This is a genomic window from Rhodovulum sp. MB263 (assembly GCF_002073975.1).
In the GTDB taxonomy this organism is placed as follows: domain Bacteria; phylum Pseudomonadota; class Alphaproteobacteria; order Rhodobacterales; family Rhodobacteraceae; genus Rhodovulum.
Genome location: NZ_CP020384.1, coordinates 3,535,630 through 3,556,670 on the forward strand (window position 1 = coordinate 3,535,630; position 21,041 = coordinate 3,556,670).

25 protein-coding genes and 1 pseudogene are annotated in these 21,041 nt (G+C 62.9%); 9 read left to right on the plus strand and 17 right to left on the minus strand.

Annotation, left to right across the window (positions count from 1 at the left end):
- Positions 1-311: 311 nt before the first annotated feature.
- From flhA to B5V46_RS20590, 5 genes and pseudogenes are all read left to right on the plus strand, one after another.
- Positions 312-2,399 carry a flagellar biosynthesis protein FlhA gene (gene flhA / locus B5V46_RS16490; protein ID WP_080617605.1) on the plus strand — a complete coding sequence of 696 codons (2,088 nt, stop codon included), beginning with the start codon at positions 312-314 and terminating at the stop codon, positions 2,397-2,399.
- A complete protein-coding gene (locus B5V46_RS16495) occupies positions 2,396-3,166 on the plus strand; it encodes a flagellar biosynthetic protein FliR (RefSeq protein WP_080617606.1) in 771 nt (256 codons plus the stop codon). Before flhA ends, B5V46_RS16495 begins: the two co-directional genes overlap by 4 nt.
- Positions 3,163-4,242 (plus strand): flagellar biosynthesis protein FlhB, encoded by a 1,080-nt coding sequence (locus B5V46_RS16500; RefSeq protein ID WP_080617607.1) that lies wholly within the window; start codon positions 3,163-3,165, stop codon positions 4,240-4,242. The genes B5V46_RS16495 and B5V46_RS16500 overlap by 4 nt, the downstream gene beginning before the upstream one ends.
- Positions 4,242-4,586 (plus strand): hypothetical protein, encoded by a 345-nt coding sequence (locus tag B5V46_RS16505; RefSeq protein ID WP_080617608.1) that lies wholly within the window; start codon positions 4,242-4,244, stop codon positions 4,584-4,586. Before B5V46_RS16500 ends, B5V46_RS16505 begins: the two co-directional genes overlap by 1 nt.
- Positions 4,587-4,657: 71 nt before the next feature.
- Positions 4,658-4,795 (plus strand): annotated as a pseudogene (locus B5V46_RS20590) (IS481 family transposase); the annotation flags it as partial.
- 107 nt (positions 4,796-4,902) lie between these two features.
- Here B5V46_RS20590 and B5V46_RS16510 read toward each other — a convergent pair.
- Genes B5V46_RS16510 through B5V46_RS16550 form a run of 9 tightly spaced genes read right to left on the minus strand, consistent with a single transcriptional unit; the run spans position 4,903 to position 9,543 of the window.
- Positions 4,903-5,436, minus strand: a complete 534-nt coding sequence (locus B5V46_RS16510) for a flagellar basal body-associated FliL family protein (RefSeq protein WP_080617609.1) — start codon at positions 5,434-5,436, stop codon at positions 4,903-4,905.
- Positions 5,437-5,444: 8 nt separating this feature from the next.
- The gene (gene flgH, locus B5V46_RS16515; RefSeq protein ID WP_080617610.1) at positions 5,445-6,182 is read right to left on the minus strand and encodes a flagellar basal body L-ring protein FlgH; all 738 of its coding nucleotides are present in this window, start codon (positions 6,180-6,182) and stop codon (positions 5,445-5,447) included.
- A gap of 15 nt (positions 6,183-6,197) precedes the next feature.
- The gene (flgA, locus tag B5V46_RS16520; protein ID WP_080617611.1) at positions 6,198-6,635 is read right to left on the minus strand and encodes a flagellar basal body P-ring formation chaperone FlgA; all 438 of its coding nucleotides are present in this window, start codon (positions 6,633-6,635) and stop codon (positions 6,198-6,200) included.
- Positions 6,635-7,420 carry a flagellar basal-body rod protein FlgG gene (flgG, locus tag B5V46_RS16525; RefSeq protein ID WP_080617612.1) on the minus strand — a complete coding sequence of 262 codons (786 nt, stop codon included), beginning with the start codon at positions 7,418-7,420 and terminating at the stop codon, positions 6,635-6,637. Before flgG ends, flgA begins: the two co-directional genes overlap by 1 nt.
- A 19-nt stretch (positions 7,421-7,439) precedes the next feature.
- Positions 7,440-8,162: a flagellar hook-basal body complex protein gene (locus tag B5V46_RS16530; RefSeq protein WP_080617613.1), complete on the minus strand. Its 723-nt coding sequence runs from the start codon at positions 8,160-8,162 to the stop codon at positions 7,440-7,442.
- A gap of 3 nt (positions 8,163-8,165) precedes the next feature.
- Positions 8,166-8,432 carry a flagellar biosynthetic protein FliQ gene (locus tag B5V46_RS16535; protein WP_080617614.1) on the minus strand — a complete coding sequence of 89 codons (267 nt, stop codon included), beginning with the start codon at positions 8,430-8,432 and terminating at the stop codon, positions 8,166-8,168.
- 4 nt (positions 8,433-8,436) lie between these two features.
- Positions 8,437-8,727 carry a flagellar hook-basal body complex protein FliE gene (gene fliE / locus B5V46_RS16540; protein WP_080617615.1) on the minus strand — a complete coding sequence of 97 codons (291 nt, stop codon included), beginning with the start codon at positions 8,725-8,727 and terminating at the stop codon, positions 8,437-8,439.
- A 12-nt stretch (positions 8,728-8,739) separates the two neighbouring features.
- A complete protein-coding gene (flgC, locus tag B5V46_RS16545) occupies positions 8,740-9,132 on the minus strand; it encodes a flagellar basal body rod protein FlgC (protein WP_080617616.1) in 393 nt (130 codons plus the stop codon).
- A gap of 21 nt (positions 9,133-9,153) precedes the next feature.
- Positions 9,154-9,543, minus strand: coding sequence for a FlgB family protein (locus B5V46_RS16550; protein ID WP_080617617.1), 390 nt, complete (start codon positions 9,541-9,543; stop codon positions 9,154-9,156).
- An 84-nt stretch (positions 9,544-9,627) separates the two neighbouring features.
- Between B5V46_RS16550 and B5V46_RS16555 the strand changes: the two genes are divergently transcribed.
- Positions 9,628-10,980, plus strand: a complete 1,353-nt coding sequence (locus tag B5V46_RS16555; RefSeq protein ID WP_080617618.1) for a FliI/YscN family ATPase — start codon at positions 9,628-9,630, stop codon at positions 10,978-10,980.
- A gap of 43 nt (positions 10,981-11,023) precedes the next feature.
- On the opposite strand, the gene B5V46_RS16560 is transcribed toward B5V46_RS16555, so the two are convergent.
- From B5V46_RS16560 to B5V46_RS16585, 6 genes are all read right to left on the minus strand, one after another.
- Positions 11,024-12,298 carry a DUF1217 domain-containing protein gene (locus tag B5V46_RS16560; RefSeq protein WP_196774274.1) on the minus strand — a complete coding sequence of 425 codons (1,275 nt, stop codon included), beginning with the start codon at positions 12,296-12,298 and terminating at the stop codon, positions 11,024-11,026.
- Positions 12,299-12,318: 20 nt separating this feature from the next.
- A complete protein-coding gene (gene flbT / locus B5V46_RS16565; RefSeq protein ID WP_080617620.1) occupies positions 12,319-12,729 on the minus strand; it encodes a flagellar biosynthesis repressor FlbT in 411 nt (136 codons plus the stop codon).
- On the minus strand, positions 12,726-13,106 hold the full coding sequence (flaF, locus tag B5V46_RS16570; protein ID WP_080618091.1) for a flagellar biosynthesis regulator FlaF: 381 nt from the start codon (positions 13,104-13,106) through the stop codon (positions 12,726-12,728). Before flaF ends, flbT begins: the two co-directional genes overlap by 4 nt.
- 80 nt (positions 13,107-13,186) lie before the next feature.
- Positions 13,187-14,386 carry a flagellin gene (locus B5V46_RS16575; protein WP_080617621.1) on the minus strand — a complete coding sequence of 400 codons (1,200 nt, stop codon included), beginning with the start codon at positions 14,384-14,386 and terminating at the stop codon, positions 13,187-13,189.
- Between the two features lie 209 nt (positions 14,387-14,595).
- Entirely contained in the window at positions 14,596-14,934 is a 339-nt protein-coding gene (locus tag B5V46_RS16580) for a hypothetical protein (RefSeq protein ID WP_080617622.1), read from the minus strand.
- Positions 14,921-15,229, minus strand: coding sequence for a rod-binding protein (locus tag B5V46_RS16585; protein ID WP_080617623.1), 309 nt, complete (start codon positions 15,227-15,229; stop codon positions 14,921-14,923). The genes B5V46_RS16580 and B5V46_RS16585 overlap by 14 nt, the downstream gene beginning before the upstream one ends.
- Before the next feature lie 117 nt (positions 15,230-15,346).
- Here B5V46_RS16585 and B5V46_RS19965 point away from each other — a divergent pair, with 117 nt between their 5' ends.
- Positions 15,347-17,059 (plus strand): flagellar hook-length control protein FliK, encoded by a 1,713-nt coding sequence (locus tag B5V46_RS19965; RefSeq protein ID WP_155774104.1) that lies wholly within the window; start codon positions 15,347-15,349, stop codon positions 17,057-17,059.
- Between the two features lie 12 nt (positions 17,060-17,071).
- Positions 17,072-17,734 (plus strand): flagellar hook capping FlgD N-terminal domain-containing protein, encoded by a 663-nt coding sequence (locus B5V46_RS16595; RefSeq protein ID WP_080617625.1) that lies wholly within the window; start codon positions 17,072-17,074, stop codon positions 17,732-17,734.
- Positions 17,735-17,773: 39 nt separating this feature from the next.
- Here B5V46_RS16595 and ubiB read toward each other — a convergent pair whose 3' ends face one another.
- Positions 17,774-19,306 carry a 2-polyprenylphenol 6-hydroxylase gene (ubiB, locus tag B5V46_RS16600; RefSeq protein WP_080617626.1) on the minus strand — a complete coding sequence of 511 codons (1,533 nt, stop codon included), beginning with the start codon at positions 19,304-19,306 and terminating at the stop codon, positions 17,774-17,776.
- Positions 19,307-20,059, minus strand: coding sequence for a bifunctional demethylmenaquinone methyltransferase/2-methoxy-6-polyprenyl-1,4-benzoquinol methylase UbiE (gene ubiE, locus B5V46_RS16605; protein WP_080617627.1), 753 nt, complete (start codon positions 20,057-20,059; stop codon positions 19,307-19,309).
- A gap of 87 nt (positions 20,060-20,146) precedes the next feature.
- Here ubiE and mutM point away from each other — a divergent pair, with 87 nt between their 5' ends.
- Positions 20,147-20,998: a bifunctional DNA-formamidopyrimidine glycosylase/DNA-(apurinic or apyrimidinic site) lyase gene (mutM, locus tag B5V46_RS16610; RefSeq protein WP_080617628.1), complete on the plus strand. Its 852-nt coding sequence runs from the start codon at positions 20,147-20,149 to the stop codon at positions 20,996-20,998.
- Positions 20,999-21,041: the final 43 nt, after the last annotated feature.

Here is a 21,041-nt window from a genome sequence, read left to right on the forward strand (position 1 = left end):
ATGCGACCTAAGCTCCCGACAAGTTAGATCGAATTGAGCGGGCCAGAATGGCACATCCCTCTCTCCTGCATGGACGCCCCTACCGTCTTGCACCAACGCTTTCCGGCTCCATCAGGGCAGGACGCGCGGAATTCGGAGCCACCATCCCGTCTCCCCGTCCGCGTCGAAAATCGGTTAGTTGCAACCCTCCCCCGAACGCATACCAAAGAGCACGTCCCAGTATCCCGAAGGTGCAAACCGGACGGAGCCGTCCGAACATCCAGACCGAACGTTGCTTTTTCTTGTCATTCCGGCTCCAAGGAACCTGACTCATGCCCGGCTTCTCGGTTTCCGAACTGTTCCGTCCCACAATTCTGATGGCGCTCGCGCTCATGGCAATCATCGTCATGATGGTGCTGCCGATGCCTGCCTGGGTCCTCGACATTGGTCTGGCCGCCTCTTTCGCCATCGCAATCCTTATCTTCACGGTAACGCTCTTCATCGAACGACCGCTCGATTTCTCATCCTTCCCGACCATCCTGCTGGCATCGTTGATGCTCCGGCTGTCGCTCAATGTGTCCTCGACAAAGCTCATCATCGGCCAGGGTCATACCGGGACGGGGGCAGCCGGCAATGTTATCGAAGGTTTTGCGATGTTCGTCATGGGGGGGAACGTCTTCCTCGGTCTGGTCGTGTTCGGCGTGCTGATGATCGTCAACTTCATCGTCATCACCAAGGGCGCGGGACGGATGGCCGAGGTCGGTGCGCGCTTCGCCCTTGATGGAATGCCGGGCAAACAGCTCGCAATCGACAGCGACATGGCGGCCGGGGCCATCGATCATACAGAAGCAAAGACGCGGCGCGAACGTGAACAAGCCGAAACGACCTTCTTCGGTTCGCTCGACGGGGCTTCGAAATTCGTCAAGGGCGACGCGGTGGCGGGTCTGCTGATAACGCTTTTGAACCTGCTTATGGGGCTTGCCATCGGCGTGATCATGCATGGCATGCCGCTAAAAGGTGCGTTCGAGACCTATGCGATCCTGACCGTCGGCGACGGCCTTGTCAGCCAGATCCCAGCCGTCATCATTTCGATCGCAGCCGCACTTCTGCTGTCGCGGGGCGGCACGACCGGCACAACGGATTTCGCGGTTTTCAATCAACTCGGCAAGCATCCGGCCGCCCTTGGAACTGTATCGGTTCTACTCGGCCTTTTCGCGCTGGTCCCTGGACTGCCATTCCTGCCCTTCATCGTCGGCAGCCTGGTGCTGGGGATCGCGGCGTTCAATCGGTGGCGCAGCATTCAGCGCGAGGCCGAACAAGCAGCCCAACCCGAAGCCGCGGAAAAGGCCGAGCCCGCCAACCGCATGGGCGATCTGCTCGATCTCGACGACATCCATCTGGAATTTGCGCCCGACCTGGTCGGGATGGTGCTCGATCCTTCCACCGGGATCGAAGCCCGCATCGTGTCCATGCGCCGTCATGTGGCAGAGAGTTTCGGCCTGATCCTCCCCGAGATGCGGCTGACCGATAATGGAGCCCTGACGCCGGGCACATATGTCGTACGCATCCAGGGCGTGGAACAGGCACGCGACCGGCTTCGGCCCGACCGGGTGCTGGCCCTTCAGGCCGGCGATATCGCGCTCCTCCCCCCCGGCGAGGATGTGCGCGAGCCCGTCTACGGCGCGCCCGCCCGCTGGGTCTCGGCGGACCGGCGCGAAGAACTGGCTTTACAGGGCGTCACCGTGGTCAACGCTTCCGAAGTGCTCGCGACGCATCTGCTTGAGGTTATCAAGAAAAACTTCGCACGACTTCTGACCAACAAGGCCCTGCGGCAGATCTTCGACGAGCTGAAGAACCTGTCGGATCAGTCCCGTGCCCAGGCCAATCGCCGGATGATCGACGATCTTGTCCCGGAAAAGGTGCCGCCGGACCTTCTTCTCGCCGTACTCAGGCTCCTGCTGGAGGAGCGTGTCTCTATTCGAAACATGCCGCTGATTCTCGAAGCCATCGCCGAAGCCAGACCGAGCCATGCGGGTGCGGAGGCGATCTGCGAACATGTCCGTCGGCGCCTCGGCTTCCAACTCGTCGCAGATCATCGCCGCGAAGACGGCACTCTGCCGCTATTACAGCTGTCGCCGGAGTGGGAAACGCGGTTCTCGACCTATCAGGTCGGAGGCGAGGCCGGTGTCTCGGACGTCGCGCTGCCGCCGGAAGAATTCAATCGTCTGGCCAGCGCCGTGTCCGAAAAGCTGGCCAAGGCCGGCGAGAATGGAATATTCCCGGTGATCGCGACATCGGGCCGACGCCGCCGTTTCCTCCAGATGGCGCTTTCGGCCAAGGGCATCGCCGCTCCGGTGCTGTCTTTCGAGGAGATCGGAACCAACACGCGCCCCGCCTTGGTGGGCATGGTCGCGGCATGACGCTCGAACTCGCCCCGGCGTTTGAGTTCTGGCGTCCCCTGATCTGGGCGGCTTTCCTCGTCTTCCTGCGGGTCGGTGCGATCATGGCGATGTTGCCGGCCTTCGGCGAACGCGCGGTCCCCATGAGGGTTCGGCTTGGCCTCGCACTTGCCTTCACTGCGGTCGTGTCTCCGGCCGTGTCCCCAGGCCTCATAGAGACCCCGCCCTCACTGACGCTGGCCTTCGCGACCGAAACCGTGATCGGTCTCGCCCTCGGGCTGGTCCTCCGGCTTATGATCCTTGCCTTGCAAATGGCGGGCGAAATCGCAGCGCAGGCCACCTCTCTGGCTCAGATTCTCGGCGCGGCTTCGATGGACCCGCAACCGGCGATGGGGCGGCTCATGCTGATGGCCGGACTGGCGCTGGCCGTAATGTCAGGGCTGCATGTACGTGCGGCAGAGGCGATGATCCTGTCCTACGACCTGTTGCCTGCGGGCCAGTTTCCCCATGCTGGCGATCTGGCCGATTGGGGAGTCGGCAGCATCGCCAAAGGTTTTGCCCTCGCCGCGACCCTGGCAATGCCCTTCGTGATCGCCTCATTGATTTATAATGTTGCACTTGGCGTCATCAACAAGGCGATGCCGCAGCTGATGGTGGCCTTTGTCGGCGCCCCGGCCATTACGGCGGGTGGACTGATCATTCTGTTTCTGTCGTTGCCGCCGATGCTGACATTCTGGCAGGACAAACTCCTGTCGCTTTTCGCGGCCCCGTTCGGAGCGGGCGGATGAGCGACGAGGATCCCGGCGACAAGCAGTTCGAGCCGACACAGAAAAAGCTCGATGATGCAAGGAGAAAGGGCGAAATCGCCCGATCTACCGATATCAATACGGCCGCAGTTTATGCCGGGTTCGCGCTGACTGCGATGGCACTCGGCGGCAGCAGCCTGATCAAGATGGGCGAGCTCGGCGCAGGTATGATCGGTCAGGCCGACCGGCTGGCACCTCTGCTTCTGGAGGGGCATGGCAGCGCCCCGACAGGAGGCCTGATGGCGCGGTTTGGCCTTGTCGTGCTGCCCTGGCTTGCAATTCCCGCCCTTGCCGCCCTTGCTTCGGTTTTGGCGCAGCGCAGTCTGGTCGTCGCACCGGAAAAGCTGATGCCCAAGCTGTCGCGGATCAATCCGATCGAAACCGCGAAGAACAAGTTCGGCCGTTCCGGGCTGTTCGAGTTCACCAAAAGTACCGTCAAGCTCGCGCTCTACACCATCCTGCTTGCTCTCTATCTCAGCCATCATTTCGAAGAAATGCTTGGCACGATGTATCTGTCACCCGCGATGGCTGCGGCCAAGCTGGTGCGAATGTCGGCCGAGTTCCTGACAGTGGTTGTCGCTATTGCCGCCTCGATCGGTGCGGTCGATTACCTGTGGCAGATCGCCGAACATCGCAGGCGCCATCGGATGTCGCTCGAGGAACTCAAGGAGGAACTCAAGCAGTCCGAAGGGGATCCTCATATCAAGCAACAACGACGGCAGCGCGGCATGGATATCGCGACCAACCGAATGTTGCGAGATGTGCCCGATGCCGATGTGGTGATCGTCAACCCGACGCATTATGCCGTCGCGCTGAAATGGGACCGCGCCAGCCGCGGCGCCCCGTTCTGCCTGGCCAAAGGAATGGACGAGGTTGCGGCGCGGATCCGAGAGGTCGCGGCCGAGGCCGGCGTGCCGATGCGCAGCGACCCACCGACAGCGCGGGCGATATATGGAAGCGTCGAGATTGGCGACGAAATCAAACCAGAGCATTACAAGGCCGTGGCTGCCGCGATCCGCTTTGCAGAAGAAATGCGGTCCAGGGCGAAAGTGCTGTGATGGACAACCGCGATGACAGGCCGGAACGCCTCGTCCGCATAGGCTCGGTCCTTAAAGATGCCGCGCTGAACCGTCTGCGACGAGCGGCGCAGGAGTGCCGCCGGATCGAAGCCGCCATCGCGGAACTCGACGACGAGGCCCTGCGGGCGGCCGCCGACGACGATATCGCCATGCGCGCGGTCTTTGACCGCAGCCGAACGCTCCGACACAGTCAACGTCGCACCGCGCTGAATGCCGAACTGGCCCGGGCTCGGGCAGAAGAGGCTCTCTTGATGCGAGACGCAGCCCGGGCTTTCGGTCGTGACGAAGCGATCCGGGGACTGTTCAACCGGACACAGCGTTGAACGGGCTGCCTTAGGTGTTTGATCCCACGGTTTGATGGTGTGATCCTTTCTCAGGAATGGAAGGAAGCATTATGGGCCAGGTTCGTCACGGGAGCGCCACGACCACGCACGCTGTCAGAGCAGCAATACAACGATCGCAAGCTTCGCTCGCGACGTTGAGCCGGGAGATGCGCATCAATCCCAAAACGGTTGCAAAGTGGCGCAAGCGAGCGACGGTCGATGGTCTGTCCCGAAAAGAACGGAAATTTCTGGCTTTGCGCGTGTATCGCGTCTCCAGACCTCCGATCCGGACAGATGCAGGCTCGGCAAGAAACTGCTATGCGTCTTGCCGAACGAGGTCAGTGATGAGGATGTCCGACACAATCGGACCCAGCACGCTTTGCGATGCCTCCAGCAATGCTCGCCGCAGCAGCGTCAGGTTGCCGCTTTCGGTAAAGGCTCCGTCGAAGCCGCCCGCATTGGCATGGTCGAAAAGGACCTGCAGGAAGGCATCGCGCAGCCGGGGTTCGCGTTCGAAGACCAATTCGCTGCTGCCTGTGGGGGTCTCAAGACTGATCGACATGACTACCAGGGCAACGACCCTACCGGCGTGGATGACCGGTACGACAAACTGGTTGTTGAGCTTCACATACTCAGAACTGCCTGAGAGGTCGCCGCCATGCCCGGCGGCAGGCGGCGGTCCCGCAGCCTGGCCATTGGCCGCCACATGCCCGCCGTCTTCGGCCTGACCTTGGGGAGTGCCTTGATCGATCGACTCAGGCGGGGGCGGGGCAGGTTTCAGAAGGAACCCCGCACCGCCGCCGAGCGCAAGGCCGACGAGCGCAATAATGACAGGTAAGAGCTTGCCCATTTCGGTTATCAGAATGGCAGGATGATATCGGCAATCTGATGGCCGATCCGTGGCTGTTGAACGTCCATGATTTGGCCGCGACCGCCATAAGAGATGCGGGCTGCCGCAATCTTGTCATAGGTGATCTCGTTCTGACGCGAGATGTCTTCGGGACGGACATAACCGCTAACCAGAAGTTCGCGCATCTCATAATTGACCCGAACCTCTTGCGAGCCTTCAATCTTCATGACGCCATTATTCAGGACGTCGGTGACAGTGGCCGCGATCCGAAGCGTCAACTTCTCCTTGCGTTTTACCGACCCATTACCGCTATGGCTCGAACTTGAATCTGCATCGACGGCATTGTCCATCGTCACTCCATCGGGCAGAGCCTTGTTGATCCGTTGCGGAATACCCAAGAGCTGTGGGACGCCCATCGAAGTGGCGCCGCTCCGGCTCCGCGCGGTCGTATTCGAGATTTCAGCCTTTTCGTCGATCTCGATCACCACGGTCAGGATGTCGCCACGGCGTCCGGCTCGATGATCGCCCAGAAGCGACTGGCGCCCATGGGCCCAGAGCGAGGAATTGTCGAGCGGGCTGCGACGCTCGACCTCCATAGGCAATGTCGTGCTGTCCGTCATCGCGTAATAGGAGTTGGACCCTTCTACGGGTTTGAAGGACGGGGGCCGGCCGACCTCTTTCAGCCGGTCGCAGGCCGCCGGAACGAGCAGCGCCGTGGCGCAGAAAACAAGGACAAGGGGTCTCATGGACGGAGGGGCTCCTCAGGGTTTCAGGCTGGCGCCGACGACCACGCTGCCGTCGGGCGCGACAAATCCGGTGACGGTGTTGCGGGAGGCAAGATTCATCACGCGCAGGGCATCGCCGACACCGGCCCGGTCGAGCGCACGGGCATCGGCGGCGATGCTGAGGCCGCGGCTCTGATAACGCAGGGTGACAATCTGGTTGCGTTCGATGATCGCTGGCGGACCGACATCGCTGATCCGGATCGGACGACCGGCATAGAGATTGACCCGCGCCTCCTGACCGATGGCCTCCTCGGGGGAGGTCAGGGTGCCGACCGCCTCTCCGGCAACCACTGCCACATCGCCGGGGCCAAGGATCGTCTGTCCCCGCACCGACCGGGTCGCAACAAGAATGTCGGCATCGGCGACGACCGGCAATACAGCGCCTAGAACGGCAAGGAGGACAAGCAGTCGCATCAACGCACCTGTGTCGTCGCACTCATCATCTGGTCTGCGGCGGTGATGACCTTGGCATTCAGTTCGTAACCGCGCTGCGCTTCGATCAAATCCGTGATCTCGCGCACCGCATCGACAGAACTGTCTTCGAGATAGCCCTGCCTCAACGTGCCGAAACCATCGACGCCGGGCGTGCCGACAAGTGCCGCGCCCGACGCCTCGGTCTCGACGAAGAGGTTCGAACCGATCGCTTCGAGCCCCTTGTCATTGCTGAACATTGTGAGGTTGAATTGACCCAGCAGCTGAGCCTGGACCTCACCGTCGAAATACGCATAGACCTCGCCTTCGGAGTTGACAGAGAGGCTGCGAACATCGTCGGGAATGGTGATGCCCGGACTCACGGTATAGCCGTCGGAGGTGACGATGAGCCCGTCTCCGGTGCGTTTCAACGCTCCGTCGCGGGTATAGGCGGCTTGGCCCGAGGGCAGCGTCACCTCCAGATAGCCGCGGCCGTCGATGGCAACGTCGAGGTCGCCATTGGTCTGCGACAGCGACCCCTGGGCCAGCACCACCGACACCGCGGCCGGTCGCACGCCCAGCCCCAGCTGCACACCGGTCGGCAAAACCGTGCCGTCATTGGCATTGATGGTTCCGGGCCGTGCGACCTGCTGATAATGTAGGTCGGCGAAATCGGCGCGGCGGGCATTGTAGCCCGTGGTGCTCATGTTCGCGAGGTTGTTCGAGATGACTTCGACCCGCATCTGCTGGGCCGACATGCCGGTCGCGGCGATCTGAAGAGCGCGCATGGAATTCGTCCTTTCTGAATCAGCTGCTGGACCCGAGGGTCCGGATCACATCGCGGATGCGCTCATCCTCGCGTTCGAGAAACTTCTGGCCGAGTTCATAGGCATGCTGAACCTCGATCATCCGGGAGATTTCGGTCACCGGCTCGACATTCGACTGCTCGACGAACCCCTGCAGGATACTGCTGTCAAGCACCGGCTGGGTGGCGCCGCCCGGATCGAACAGCGTGCCCGCAACATGGGTCATCGCCTTCGGATCCGCGGGAAGATAGACCCCGATCTGGGTCAGCGGCCGACCATCGGCACTGATCGTGCCATCGGCGGAGACCGCCAAGGAGGCGGCATCGGGCGGGGCAAAGACCGGCGCGCCGCCGGCATCGAGTAGCTGATAGCCGTCGGGCGAAACCAGATTGCCGGCCGCATCGGGCGTGAAGCTGCCGGCCCGGGTCAGACGCTGGCCCTGCGGGGTATTGAGCAGGAAGAATCCTTCGCCTTCGATGGCGAAATCGAAGGTTCCCTTGGTCTGTGTCAGCGGCGCCTGGCTGAAATCGGTATTGCGCACATTGGCCTCGGCCATCGACAAGGATCCGCCCGGCCCGTCGACATCGAAGATATATTCCGAAAAGATCAGCCCTTCTCGGCGATAGCCGATGGTCGAACTGTTGGCGATATTGTTGGCGATGCTCTGCATCTCGCGCATCAGGCCCGATTGCCGGGTGAGCGTGGTGTAGCCGGTGGTTTGCATCCGTCAGATCCCCGCGATCATGGGAACGATCCGTCCGGTGAAGAACCCGACCAGCGTTTCGGTCATGAACGCCATCGAGATCCAGAACACGACCAGGATCGCCGCAAGTTTGGGTACGAAGGTGAGCGTCATCTCCTGTACCGAGGTCAGGGCCTGAAACAATCCGATCGCCACGCCGGTCACCAGCGCAGCCGTCAGAATCGGCATCGAGATCACGACCGAAATCCAGAGGCCCTGCCGCAGAGTGTCGTAGAAGATGAGCTCATTCATGGCGCTAGACCGGCATCCTCAGGATTTCCTGATAGGCCTCGACCACCTTGTCGCGGATCGTGACCGCGGTCTCGACCGCAAGTTCGGTCTGGGCCAGCGCCTGCACCAAGGCATGCGGATCGGCGCCGCCGGTCATGCTCGACATCGCGGTCTGCTCGGCATTCCGGATCGTATCCGACAGGCCCTGGGCAGCGGCGGCGAAAGTCTTCTCGACGCCGTCCTCTCCGGGTTGGGGCTGGGTCGCCGGGCGCGCCGTGGTATATCCAAGGGCGGCGACATTGGATTTAAGGTCCATCTCCGTCTCTCCTTATCGACGCAGCAGATCGAGCAGGCCGCGCGACATCTGCCGCGCCTGGTCGAACATCTTGAGGTTTGCCTCGTAGCTGCGTTGTGCCTCGCGCGCGTCAGCGATCTCGATGACAAGATCCACGTTGGAGCCGTCGTAATTGCCTGTTTCATCCGCCAGCGGATGTGACGGATCGTGCACCTTGGTCAGATCCGACTGATCGAGCGACACCCGGCCGGTCCGGACTTCCCCGGTCGCACCATGCGAAGTCAGCTCGGTCTCGAAGGTGGTCAGCTTGCGTCGATATCCGGGCGTATCGGTATTGGCGATATTCTCGGACACCAGCCGCAGCCGGGTTGCTTGGGCCTTCAGGCCGCTGGCCGACAGCCCGAAACTCTGGCTAAGATCGTTCATCTCACGCTCCTACCATTCTGGTTATCTCTGCCGCCCGAGGCTGGTCCTCAGGATCCCGAGCGAGCTTCGGTAAACGGCCAGCGCAAGGTCGTGCTGCCGCTTTGTCTCGACCGCCTTAAGCATCTGATCCTCGACCGAAACGGTATTGCCATTCGGCTCTTCCGGATCGGCCCTGTCGGTGTTCTGAGCGGCATGGGCCATCTCGCGCCCGGCCATATGGCCGGACCGTGTTGCACGCATCTGGGTGCCCGTGTCGGACCCGCGATAGGTCCTGTCAAAATCCGCGACATCCTGCGCCCGATAGCCAGGCGTGTCGGAATTCGCGATGTTTCGCGCAAGGACGGCCTGGCGTGTGCCGGCATGTTTGGCCAGCCCCGACGCCATCCGGAAAATTTCAAGCTTATCGAACATCGGGGTTTCTCCCTCGGTCTCAGACGATGCTTAAGCTTGATTCCTTTAGAAACCGTAAGTCATGATCGTTTCGGGAGAATCCTGATGCCACAAAACCCGTTTTCATCGCTTATCGCCCGAATTTCCGCCCTGACCCCGGTGCGAACCATGGGTCGGGTCGTGGCCGCGGGCAGCGGCACCGTCACCGTGGCGGGACTCTCGGAAAGCGCCGGATTGGGCGATCTCGTCGAGTTCAGACATAGCCGTGGCACAAGGCGGCGTGGCGAGGTTCTGGCCCTGGCCCAAGGCACGGTGACGGTGCTCCCCGATGGCACGCCCGAGGGGCTGTCGGTCGGAGATCGGGCGGTCCTGCTGGGTCCGGGAGAGATTGCCCCGCATAGTTCCTGGCTCGGCCGGGTGGTCGACCCGTTCGGACAACCGCTCGACGGACGGCCGCTGATGCCGGGTGCGGTGTCGCGCCCGCTCCGTTCCTCCCCTCCGCCCGCCACCGCGCGGCGCCCGCTTGGCAAACGCCTGGCCACCGGACTGGCCGCCTTCGACACGGTGCTTCCGATCGTGCGGGGCCAGAGAATCGGGCTATTCGCAGGCTCGGGTGTCGGAAAGTCGTCGCTCCTGTCGAAATTCGCACGCGGGGTCGAGGCCGACATGACCGTGATCGCACTGGTCGGCGAACGCGGACGCGAAGTGGGAGAGTTCGTGAGCCAGGTGCTTGGCCCCGAAGGCATGGCGCGCGCCGTTGTCATTGCCGCAACCTCGGATCAGTCGCCAATGGTGCGTCGCCGCGCGGCCTGGGCCGCCATGGCAGTGGCCGAGCATTTCCGTGACCAGGGCAATCATGTTCTCTTTCTCGCCGATTCCGTAACGCGCTTCGCCGAGGCGCATCGCGAACTCGCCCTGGCGGCCGACGAGCCTGCGGCACTGCGCGGCTATCCCCCTTCGACGGCACAGGCGATCATGACGCTGGCCGAACGCGCAGGTCCGGGCGTGGCCGATAGCGGCGACATCACGGCCGTTTTCTCGGTGCTGGTCGCTGGCTCCGACATGGAAGAACCGGTCGCCGACATCCTGCGCGGAGTGCTCGACGGGCATATCGTCCTTGACCGCCGCATCGCCGAACGCGGACGGTTTCCGGCGGTCGACCTGCTACGTTCGGTCTCACGCAGCCTGCCCCGCGCGGCCACAGGGGAGGAAAACGCGATCATCGCCCAGGCCCGCCGTTTGCTTGGAGCTTATGACCGAGCGGAAATGATGATCCAGGCGGGGCTTTATGCGGCCGGCTCCGACCCCGAAATCGACGCGGCAATCGCCGTCTGGCCAAGACTCGACGCGTTCCTGTCGGAAGACGCACCAGGCGGCGTCGCCGAGAGCTTCGCGCGCCTAGCCGCGATTCTCGACAGCGCGCCGATCAAGCCGGAACTACGCACGATCAAAGGTTGAGCTTATACCGAGCCGACACAGGGCATGAGGATCGGTCATCCGATCATCCGCCCAGAAGTCTCAGAGCAATCTGACCAGAACTATAGCCGGCGCCGGTATTGGTCTCGGTCCGAACCATGTACAACTTGATCAGTTTGTCGCGCATGCCATCATCGGAGAATTGCACGACACTGGCTTCCCCGAACATGGCCTTGGCCCTAGCCTTGTAGACATCGAGTTGCCGGTCGAGATCAAGCGACGCGAAGGAGTTGGGCAAGCCAAAGGCCGTGTCGAAAACCGCGCGCATCGGTTCGGATCCCATAATGGAAAACCACTTGGCATCCTCCGACATGTCGCCAGCGGAAAGCGTCGCCAGTTCCCGGTCGATATTGAGCGCAAGTCGCATGCTGTCGTCCTGTTCGCCGACAGCCACTTCGAAGCTGCGGGTCAGAAAGGCTGCGGCAATCGTCTCGGTATCGAAAGCCTGCTGGGCTTCGACAGCCTCGACGGCCTCGCCACGCACGAAACTCCCGAACCCATCCTGAAGTGCGCGGCCCGCGATTGGTTTGCCCGACTCTTCGGTGGCAACGAAGTACGCCTGCTCCCGATCCACGGGCGTCGCGTCCGCCTCCTCGGTCGTTTGGTCGGCGCCGAGCACGGCAAGGCTTTCTTCGTCGGCGAAACTGCTCAGAGCGAGTCTGCCAAGCAGAAGGCCTTGTCCACCTTCTTCGAAATAGCCGTAGACCTGCCCTTTGTCATTGATGCTGACAGACTTTGCCAAGTCAGGAATGGTGACCCCTGAAAAGGCGATCTTTTCGTCACTGGCATCGGTAACAGAGGCAACTGTATAACCCTCGGCAGTGACGATCTGACCATCTGCGCCACGCTTCAGGCTGGCGTCACGGGTATAAGCGACGTCGCCGGTCGACGTCGTCACCGCGAGGTAGCCGGCCCCCTCGATTTTGAGGCTCAACTCACTCGCGAAATCCTTCTCGATCGCCGCAGCGGAGCCCCCTGAGGAAATGAATCTGAAGGCCTCTGCGAGCTTGTAATAGCTCTTGTCGGCCAGCTTGTTGGCCAGCGCGCCCTTATCGTCGACGCCCTCGGTGAGGACCTTCTTTATGAAATACTTGTTGCCGATTTCGTCCTGCAGGCCAAAGGCCCCCAAAGCAACTTTCAGCAGACGATAGTCCGAGGCCAACTCGTCAGCCGATGTTACCTTCCCGATATTGCTGGCAAAATAGTCCAGTTCCTTCCGTGTCGCTGGACTATTGTTGAAGGCCTCCTGCTGACGCTCCATCGTGCGCTCGAGGAAACGCCAACCGGCATAGCCCGTCAAAGGGAGAACCGGTTGGAAACTCATTGGTCCCGGAGCCCCGTAAGCAAACGTTCTTCGCGCGGAAGGAGCCCACGCAACGCCTTGAGTGCCTGATAATACTGGTCCTGCAGGACCGCATCTGTGGCGGCCGCAAGCTGAGCCCGGCTATCCGGGTCGGTCAGCGCCTGACTGAGTTGCTCGATCCCGCGCAGCAATTGCGGACGCGCCTCGGTCGGAGTCGTGTCTCCGGACAGGACGAGCTGCGCCACATAACAGACCCGGCGAACCGGCGTGTTGACGTCTTCAGGATGGATCGCGTCGCGCAAGCGCAAGATGTTTGCATTCGGCGTCTTGATTGACAACCGCGTACGGCGATCGCCATTTTCGATCACCGCACCATTCACCAGAACACGCTCCTTGGGACCGAGCTTTAGAACCAACCCCCCACTCATGACACGCGCTCCCGCTCGGCGAGCCCGCGCATGATGGCGGTGTTGATCTCAATCAGAGCAGTCGGCTTGGCGCGACCGGCGAGAACCTCATCGGTATGGTGATCGGTAAATTCATAAAGGTAGAAGATGCGCGCCCTCAGCTCGGCAGGCAAGACATTGTCCTTGTCGGCAACGTCGATTGCCAGAGTACGCCAGAGCTTGCGGTTCTTATGCAGCGCGGCGGCAAGGGCGGGAAACGCGCGCCGCCCGGCATCTTGAGCCTGCTTGATCTGCGACGTGATACGAACGAAAGCAGCGTATTCGGTGGCACGGGGGCTGCGGGTCTTGTTCTGGTTCGGGGCGGAATAGGCCGATTGGGCCATCTGGAGTGCGTTCACGTTCTGTCCTTCCATTCCTAACATAGCTTTCAGCTCTCAGGCGGAGAAGGCCGGGGCGCTTTGGCCCCGGCCTGCCGTCCTTAACGGAAGAGCGACAGAAGGTTCTGCGGCGACTGGTTGGCAATCGCCAGAGCCTGGGTGCCAAGCTGCTGCTGCACCTGAAGCGCCTGGAGGCGGGCCGAGGCTTCCTCCATATCGGCATCGACAAGAGCGCCGATACCGGTTTTCAGCGCATCGGTCAGCTTCGAGAGGAAGTTCGACTGGGTTTCCAGACGGGATTCCGCCGCACCAAAGGCCGCAGCCGCGTCGATCGAAGAGTTGATCATCGTCTCGATATCCGCCAGCGCGGTCCCGCCGGTGATGCTGAAGCCGTTCAGCCCAGCCAGAGCACCCGCACCATCGGCCCGCGCACGCACCGCCATGTTGATATCGTCGGTGCCCTGGTTGTCGATGGTGAGTTCTCCGGCGGCGCCCACCGGATCGTAGAGTGCGGTGACACCGGTGATGCCAGCCGCGTTGATCAGATCGCGCAGGTTGGACAGCGCGATTTCGTTCGCGTCGTTGCCGGTAGCCACATCATCGGCAGTCACAGTATAGCTGAAGTTCTGATCGCCCAGCGTGACGGTTATGGTTTCGCCCTGAGCCACAGCCGACAGGGCAAAGGCTTCCTGATCACCGGAGCCGATTGCAACGGCACCGTCGTTGTTGTTGCCTGCGACGACAAGGTTACCACCTGCGGTGCCGGCGGCCAGCTGGCCGGCAGCGGTGGCGGCAGCCGCAGTGTTCAGGTTCTGGGCATCGATCGTGATCGAGTTCGCGGTAACAGTGCCACCGCTGCGGTCGATCGACCCGACCACCGACGTCCCGGTACCGGTGTCGATCAGGTTGACGCCGTTGAACTGGGCAGCACCGATGGTGGCTTCCACCAGGCTGATCAGCTCGTCGGTTTCGTTCTGCAACTTGGTGGTGTCGGCGGTCGCGTCACGGGCGGCAACGACCTTGGTCTTGATGTCCTTCAGCAGGTCGGTGATCGTTTCGGTGGCGGTCCGCGCCACGCCGATCATCGCCTGGCCGGTGGCGAGGCTGTCGGAGACGGCGTCGAAGCCCGACACGTCGCTTTCCATGACCTTCGAGATGGCCCAGACAGCCGAGTTGTCCTTGGCCGAGCCGACGGACTTGCCAGTGGAAATCTCCGATTGGGTCTTTTCGAGGTTGGAGTTGATGCCTTTGAGGGTCTGGAGCGCGACCATCGCGCTGGAGTTCGTCAGGATGCTGGACATGGGTATGATCCTTCCAAGTACAAGGCGCTTTACGCCCAAGGGGTTGAGCCGCGGATAAGCGGCAATTGAAGGCTTTCTGACCCATACGGCTGCGGAGTTTCCCCGTGCCGTGCCACCCGTCTCAGGGCGCGCCCCGAACTTTCCAGCCCGGGGTTAAGGGACGACTAATCGAGGGCATCTCTAAACGTCGGATTTGGCTAAAATAGGGCTCAGGCGCGGCGTGTCAGAGCCGATGGCGTGGCGCCGATGCGAGTGCGCTCGCCACGCTGGGTATAGGTATCGAGCGCAGCGGCAGGTTCGCGCAGCCGCTTCAGCGAGACCCGGGCCGACTCGAGCCCCTTTTCGACGGCTGCCAGCAGACGGTCGTTACGCTGTGCTTTGCTGCGAAGCCGATCCAGCGCCTCGCGGTCGGCTTCGGACGGTCTCTGCAGCCGCGCGACCAGTTGCTCTTTCTCGTCCGTCAATGCGCGCAACACTGCAAAGTCGCTGTGCCGGAGCGCCTGGTATTCGCGCTCGAGCAGGTCGGCGATCATGTCAATCGAGGTCATCCATCCGCTCCTTGAGTGATTCGAAGATGCTTTCGGCAAGGCCGATACCTCCTGCGTGAGCCATTTCCGTGGCCTGGGCGTCGCGCAGGAAAGACGTGAACTGGGTTTCTCCGATACCGCCGCCGAACGCGCCGCTGGACAGCTCGCCCGAAACGTTGCCCAGCCCCGCCGAAGCGAGCATTTCAGAGAGAAACCTGGCCTCCAGCTCCTCGGCGGCTTCGCGCAGCCGCGCGAGCCTGGCGTCGCGATCCGTCGACAATGTCGACCCGATCGGCGTGGGGGATGAAGGCAGCATGGCATGAACTCCTAAACTGCGAGTCGTTTTTTTCGTTATTGGGGGATTCCGGTAAAGGACCGGTAACCGATCTCGGGTCAATCTGCCGCCAGCTCATACAGAAGTCTGGTCAAACGCATGCAGGTTCCCTTTGCCATCGACACGCCCGGCGCCGCCGCGTCGTCAAGGCGCGACAGGCCGCCTTCCGCCGACGGTGCGGCGGACACGGAACGCTCGGATTTCCGCGCGGCCTTCGACGAGACAACACCTCCTGCCACGAACGAAACAGACCGCGAAGCCCCGCAGCGGGACATTTCCAAGGCATCTGCCGCACCCCACCGCACCGAAGAGCCTGCCTCATCCGCTTCGCGCGGCACCGGAAAAAACGGTGAGGGCAGCGTCGAGGAGGTCGATGAAACGGCCGCCACAAAGACCAGCGGCGACACGGTGAAAAACGATCCAGCCTCCGCGATCGACACGGAGGCGGATCTCCTGGCCATAACGGGATTATCCACAGCAACCACGCCCGCGACTGTGCCACCGCCGCCCAGGACAACAGCGTCTTCCGTGACGCAGACCGTTCCGACAGAGGCTGTGGCAGCGGTGGCGGGCACGACCGCCAAGCCCGCCGACAGCGACATGACCGAAACACCACTTATGCCGCCGGTAGCCGGTCCCAGACAACAGCCGGCAGGCTCTGTGCCCAACGCCTCCCTGCCCGCATCCTCCACACCGCTTGACACGCGCCCGACGATCACGACCGGCGGCACGGCAGCCCAACCTGCCGAAACACCGCAAGCGGAAGACACCGCCCTCCGCTCTGACAGAGGCCCATCTGCCTCGAAAGATGCAAAGGCGGTCGCCTCATTACCCTCCGCCGCCGCGGCTCAGGCAACCGCCGCCCTCCCCCTGCCGGGGACCAAACCCGAACCACTCTCGACCGGCACCGAGGCGCGCGCCGCGATGAGCTTGGCTGTTCCAAGGGATGGGACGACCAACCGCTCCGTTGCGGAAATAGCCGATAACGTTACGGAAACCGCCGCGTCGAAGGAGGTTTCCAATGGGCCGACCACCCTCCGGCAGGGCGACGGCATGCAACCCGGCCGCGAAGCCGCACAAAGCCAGACGGTCGTGGCAGCGGCACGAGCGATCACCTCGGGCGACCCGGATTCAGAGCACAAAGGCGACCGTACGGGCCATGCATCGATACGACGGGAAAACACATCGACAACACCGACTGCACCTGCAATCTGGCATGCAACGGCCGCGCAGCCAGATACGATCACGACCGCGCAACCCATCGCCGGAGCTGCCATCGATAACCAGGCCTCGCTGGATGCGTCACGCGCCGATGCAACGACTGCAGTCGATTCGGGGGCATCCGAACGCAGCGGCTCAGACCAGATCCGGGCCTCCGAAAACGCCCGGCACACAGCGACGCCCACCCTTGCCGATACACCGCGAACCGCCATGCGGCAGATTGCCGAATCACTCCACCGGGCTTCGGACGGGTCTGTCCACCTCACCCTCAGCCCGGAAGAACTCGGTCGGGTGCGTCTGTCTCTGACACCCGGCGATCACGGCATCACCGTCAACATCTCCGCCGACCGCATCGATACGCTCGAGCTGATGAGGCGCCATGGAGACATGCTGACGAATGCGATGCGCGACCTCGGCTACGGCGAGGTGGTTCTCGACTTCGCCGGTCGCCAGAACGATTCATCGGGACAGGGCCGCGGCTTTGCTGCCGGGGCGGCGGCCCCGAGCGAGGAGAGCACCGAGATGGGCCTCTCTTCCACGACCAGGACCTCGCCCGGAACAGCGGGCGGCGGCCTCGATCTCCGGCTTTGAGGAACAGATACCATGACCGACAGCGTGACCGCCGTAACCGCCGCCACGAAGACCGCCTCTGCCTCGAGCAGCGGAAATTCGAAGGCGCTCATCAGCAGCGACTTCGAAACATTTCTGCGCATGCTGACCACCCAGCTCGCGAATCAGGACCCCCTGAACCCGATGGAATCGTCGGATTATGCTCTACAGATCGCGACGTTCTCCGGGGTCGAACAGCAGGTGCAGACCAACGAGCTGCTCAAGGCCCTCTCGGCCAATCTGGGCGGCGGCGGCCTGTCCCAATACGGGTCCTGGGTCGGAATGGAAGGCCAGGCCGCTGTCCCAGCGAACTATGACGGAGTGACGCCAGTCACGGTTTTCCCGGAGGTCGACAAGGACGCTTCGACTGCCAAGCTTGTGGTGCGCGATGACACCGGCGCCATCGTGCAGTCCGAGCCCATCCCCCCCGACACCAAGACCATACTCTGGTCCGGCGGCGAGGACCACGAGGCCGGGCTCTACGATTTCATCGTGGAAAGCTATGCCGAGGATGGCAGCAAACTGTCGGAGGCCCAGGCCCGGATCTATGCCCAGATCGCGGAAGTCCGCACCGAAGGGGGTGAGATCAGCATCGTCTTCGACAGCGGCACCATCGTGAAGGCGACAGAGGTCTCGGCACTGCGCGATCCGGTCTGATCGTCGCCAAGGCGGCCCCGACGGGCCGCCTGACCGGCTTCAGGACAGCAGCAAGGCCAGTCCGGCGCCGATCCAGGTCAGCGCCGCGCCAGCGCTCATCCACAAGAGCGGCTGCAGCCAGGGGCGTAGAGGCCGCGCAGGCTCGGCCTTCGACTGACGAATCAGCGCAGCCTCGGCCAGCTCCGGCAGCCGAGGCCCGAAGCGCGACAACACCCGCACGGTGCGGCTGAGATCGCGAACCACCGCCTTAGGCCCGATGTTTTCCTTGATGTATTCCTCAACGATCGGCCGCGCGACCTCCCAGATGTTGATCGACGGGTTGAGCGAGCGTGCCACGCCTTCGACCACGACCATGGTCCGCTGCAGCAGGATCAGCTCAGTCCGGGTCGCCATACCAAAGCGTTCGGTCACCTCGAAGAGATAAGCCAAGAGCTTCGCCATCGAGATATGGGTCGCGTCCATCCCGAAGATCGGCTCGCCGACCGAGCGCAGGGCCTGGGCGAATTCGTCGATCTCGCGGTCGGCCGGTACATAGCCCGCCTCGAAATGCACCTCGGCCACCCGGCGGTAGTCGCGGCGGATGAAACCGTACAGGATCTCGGCATAGACCCTGCGGGTATATTCGTCGATCCGGCCCATGATGCCGAAATCGAAACACTGGATTTCGCCGCTGGCGCCGACTTTCATGTTGCCCTGATGCATGTCGGCGTGGAAATAGCCGTCGCGCAGGGCGTGGCGCAGGAACATCGACAACACCCGCTCGCCGATCGCGCGGCGGTCATGGCCTGCGGCATCGAGCGCCGCATTATCGCCGATCGGTACGCCCTCGCACCAGGACATGGTCATGACCCGCTTGGACGATAGCGGCCAGATCACCCGCGGAACCACGAAACCTGCGTCGCCCTCGGTATTGGCGGCGAATTCGGCCGCCTGTGCGGTCTCGATCCGCAGGTCCAGCTCGCCCGTCACCACCCCGTCGAAATGAGCGATGACATCGGTCGGCCGCAGCCGGCGCGAGAACGGTGCCAACAGCTCGATGGTCGAGGCGGCGAAGTAGAAGGCATCGATATCCTTGCGGAAATTGCGCTCGACCCCGGGGCGCAGCACCTTGACCGCGACCAGCTCGCCGGTCCGAGCGATGCGGGCGCGATGCACCTGGGCGATGGAGGCGGCCGCGATCGGCTCGGAGAATTCCGAGAACAGCTCGTCGGCGGGCTGACCCAGCTCCTGGGCGACGGTCTCCTTGGCAATTGCGGTCGGGAAGGGCGGCAGCTTGTCCTGCAGAACCCGCAGCTGCACTGCCAGCTCGTCGCCGACCACGTCGGGCCGGGTCGAGAGGATCTGGCCGAATTTGATATAGGCTGGTCCCAGCGCGGTGATTGCGCGGGTCGCCGGCGGCAGTGCCTCGTCGCCGTTCTCGCCGAGCCATTTGAACGGCCAGCCCATGACCCGGGCCGCGGCCCGGACGCTGGCGGGCGCGCCCAGCTGTTCCAGCACGAAACGGTTCGCGCCGGTACGCTCCATGGTGGCCAGCGTCTGCACCAGCCTCCAGATGTTGTGAGGACCGCGCACCTAGATTTTCCACCCTGAATGCAGCGCCGCGATGCCCATAGACAGGTTGCGATACTTCACCTGTTCGAAACCGGCCTCACGGATCATGGCCGCGAAGGTCTCCTGGTCGGGGAACTTGCGGATCGATTCCACCAGATACTGGTAACTGTCGCGGTCGTTGACGACGAACTGCCCCAGCGGCGGGATCACGTTGAAGGAATAGCGGTCATAGGCCCATTGCAGAAGCGGGTTGGGCATCTGGCTGAATTCGAGGATCATCATCCGCCCGCCGGGTTTCAGCACACGGTAGGCCTCGTTCAGCGCGTCCTGGATCCGGGTGATATTCCGGGTACCGAAGGAATTCGTGAAGACATCGAAGCTGTTATCGGCGAAGGGCAGCGCCATGCCGTCACCCACGACCCAGTCGAGACTGGCGGCGAGGTTGTCGGCCTCGGCCCGCTTGCGGCCCTCGACCAGCATCGATTCCGTCATGTCGCAGACCACCGCCGTCGCACCCGGCGCGCGCCCCAGAAAGCGGAAGGCGATGTCACCGGTACCGCCAGCAACGTCCAGAAGACGCTGATGCGGCTGCGGGGCGAGCCAGTCCATCATCGCGTCCTTCCAGACCCGGTGAACACCGCCCGACATCAGGTCGTTCATCAGGTCGTAACGCGAGGCGACGCGGGTGAATACCCCGTGGACGAGTCCGGCCTTCTCCTCTTCGGCGACGGTCTGGAACCCGAAATGGGTGGTCTTCTGGGCACTCTCGGTCATGGGGGCCTTGCCGTTCGTTTTCACGGCCCTTCTTATAGGGCGCTCTGCGGGGACTACAACGAGTTCCCCGCTGGAAGGAAGGGGCCTATGCCGGAATTGCCAGAGGTAGAGACAGTGCGTCGCGGGCTGACGCCTGCGATGGAAGGCCGCAGGATCGTCGCGACCAGGGTGAATCGCCCCGACCTTCGCTGGCCCCTGCCCGAGCGGATGTCCGAGCGGCTGACCGGCGCCCAAGTGCTGCGGCTGGGGCGCCGGTCGAAATACATTCTCGTCGATCTTTCGACAGGCGAGACGCTGATCCTGCATCTGGGCATGTCCGGGCGGATGCTGGTCTCGGGCGTGGCGCTGGGGCAGTTCGTGCATCCGCATCCGGCACCGCAGAAACACGACCATGTGGTGATCGAGCTCGAGGGCGGCGCGCGCGTGACCTTCAACGACCCCCGCCGTTTCGGTGCGATGGACCTGACCCCGACCGGGACGGTCGAGAACCACCGCCTGCTGGCCGGGCTCGGCCCCGAGCCGCTCGGCAACGGCTTCGACGAGACCTACCTTGTGGGCCGGCTGAAGGGGCGGCAGACCCCGATCAAGGCCGCGCTGCTCGACCAGCATCTGGTCGCGGGGCTCGGCAATATCTATGTCTGCGAGGCGCTGCACCGGGCCGGGATTTCCCCACTTCGCAAGGCGGGCCGGATTGCCGCGGCCCGCGTCGCGACCCTGGTTCCGGCGATCCGCACGGTCCTCTCCGAGGCGATCGAGGCCGGCGGCTCGAGCCTGAAGGACTTCCGCCAGGCCGATGGCGAGCTTGGCTATTTCCAGCACAATTTCCGCACCTATGGCCGGGAAGGCGCGCCCTGCCCCTCTCCCGGATGCACAGGCCGTATCCTGCGGGTCGTGCAGTCCGGCCGGTCGAGTTTCTACTGTCCGCAATGCCAAAGATAGCTTGATCGCGGGGCCGAGACTGTTAAGGAGTCGGGTTCGAACC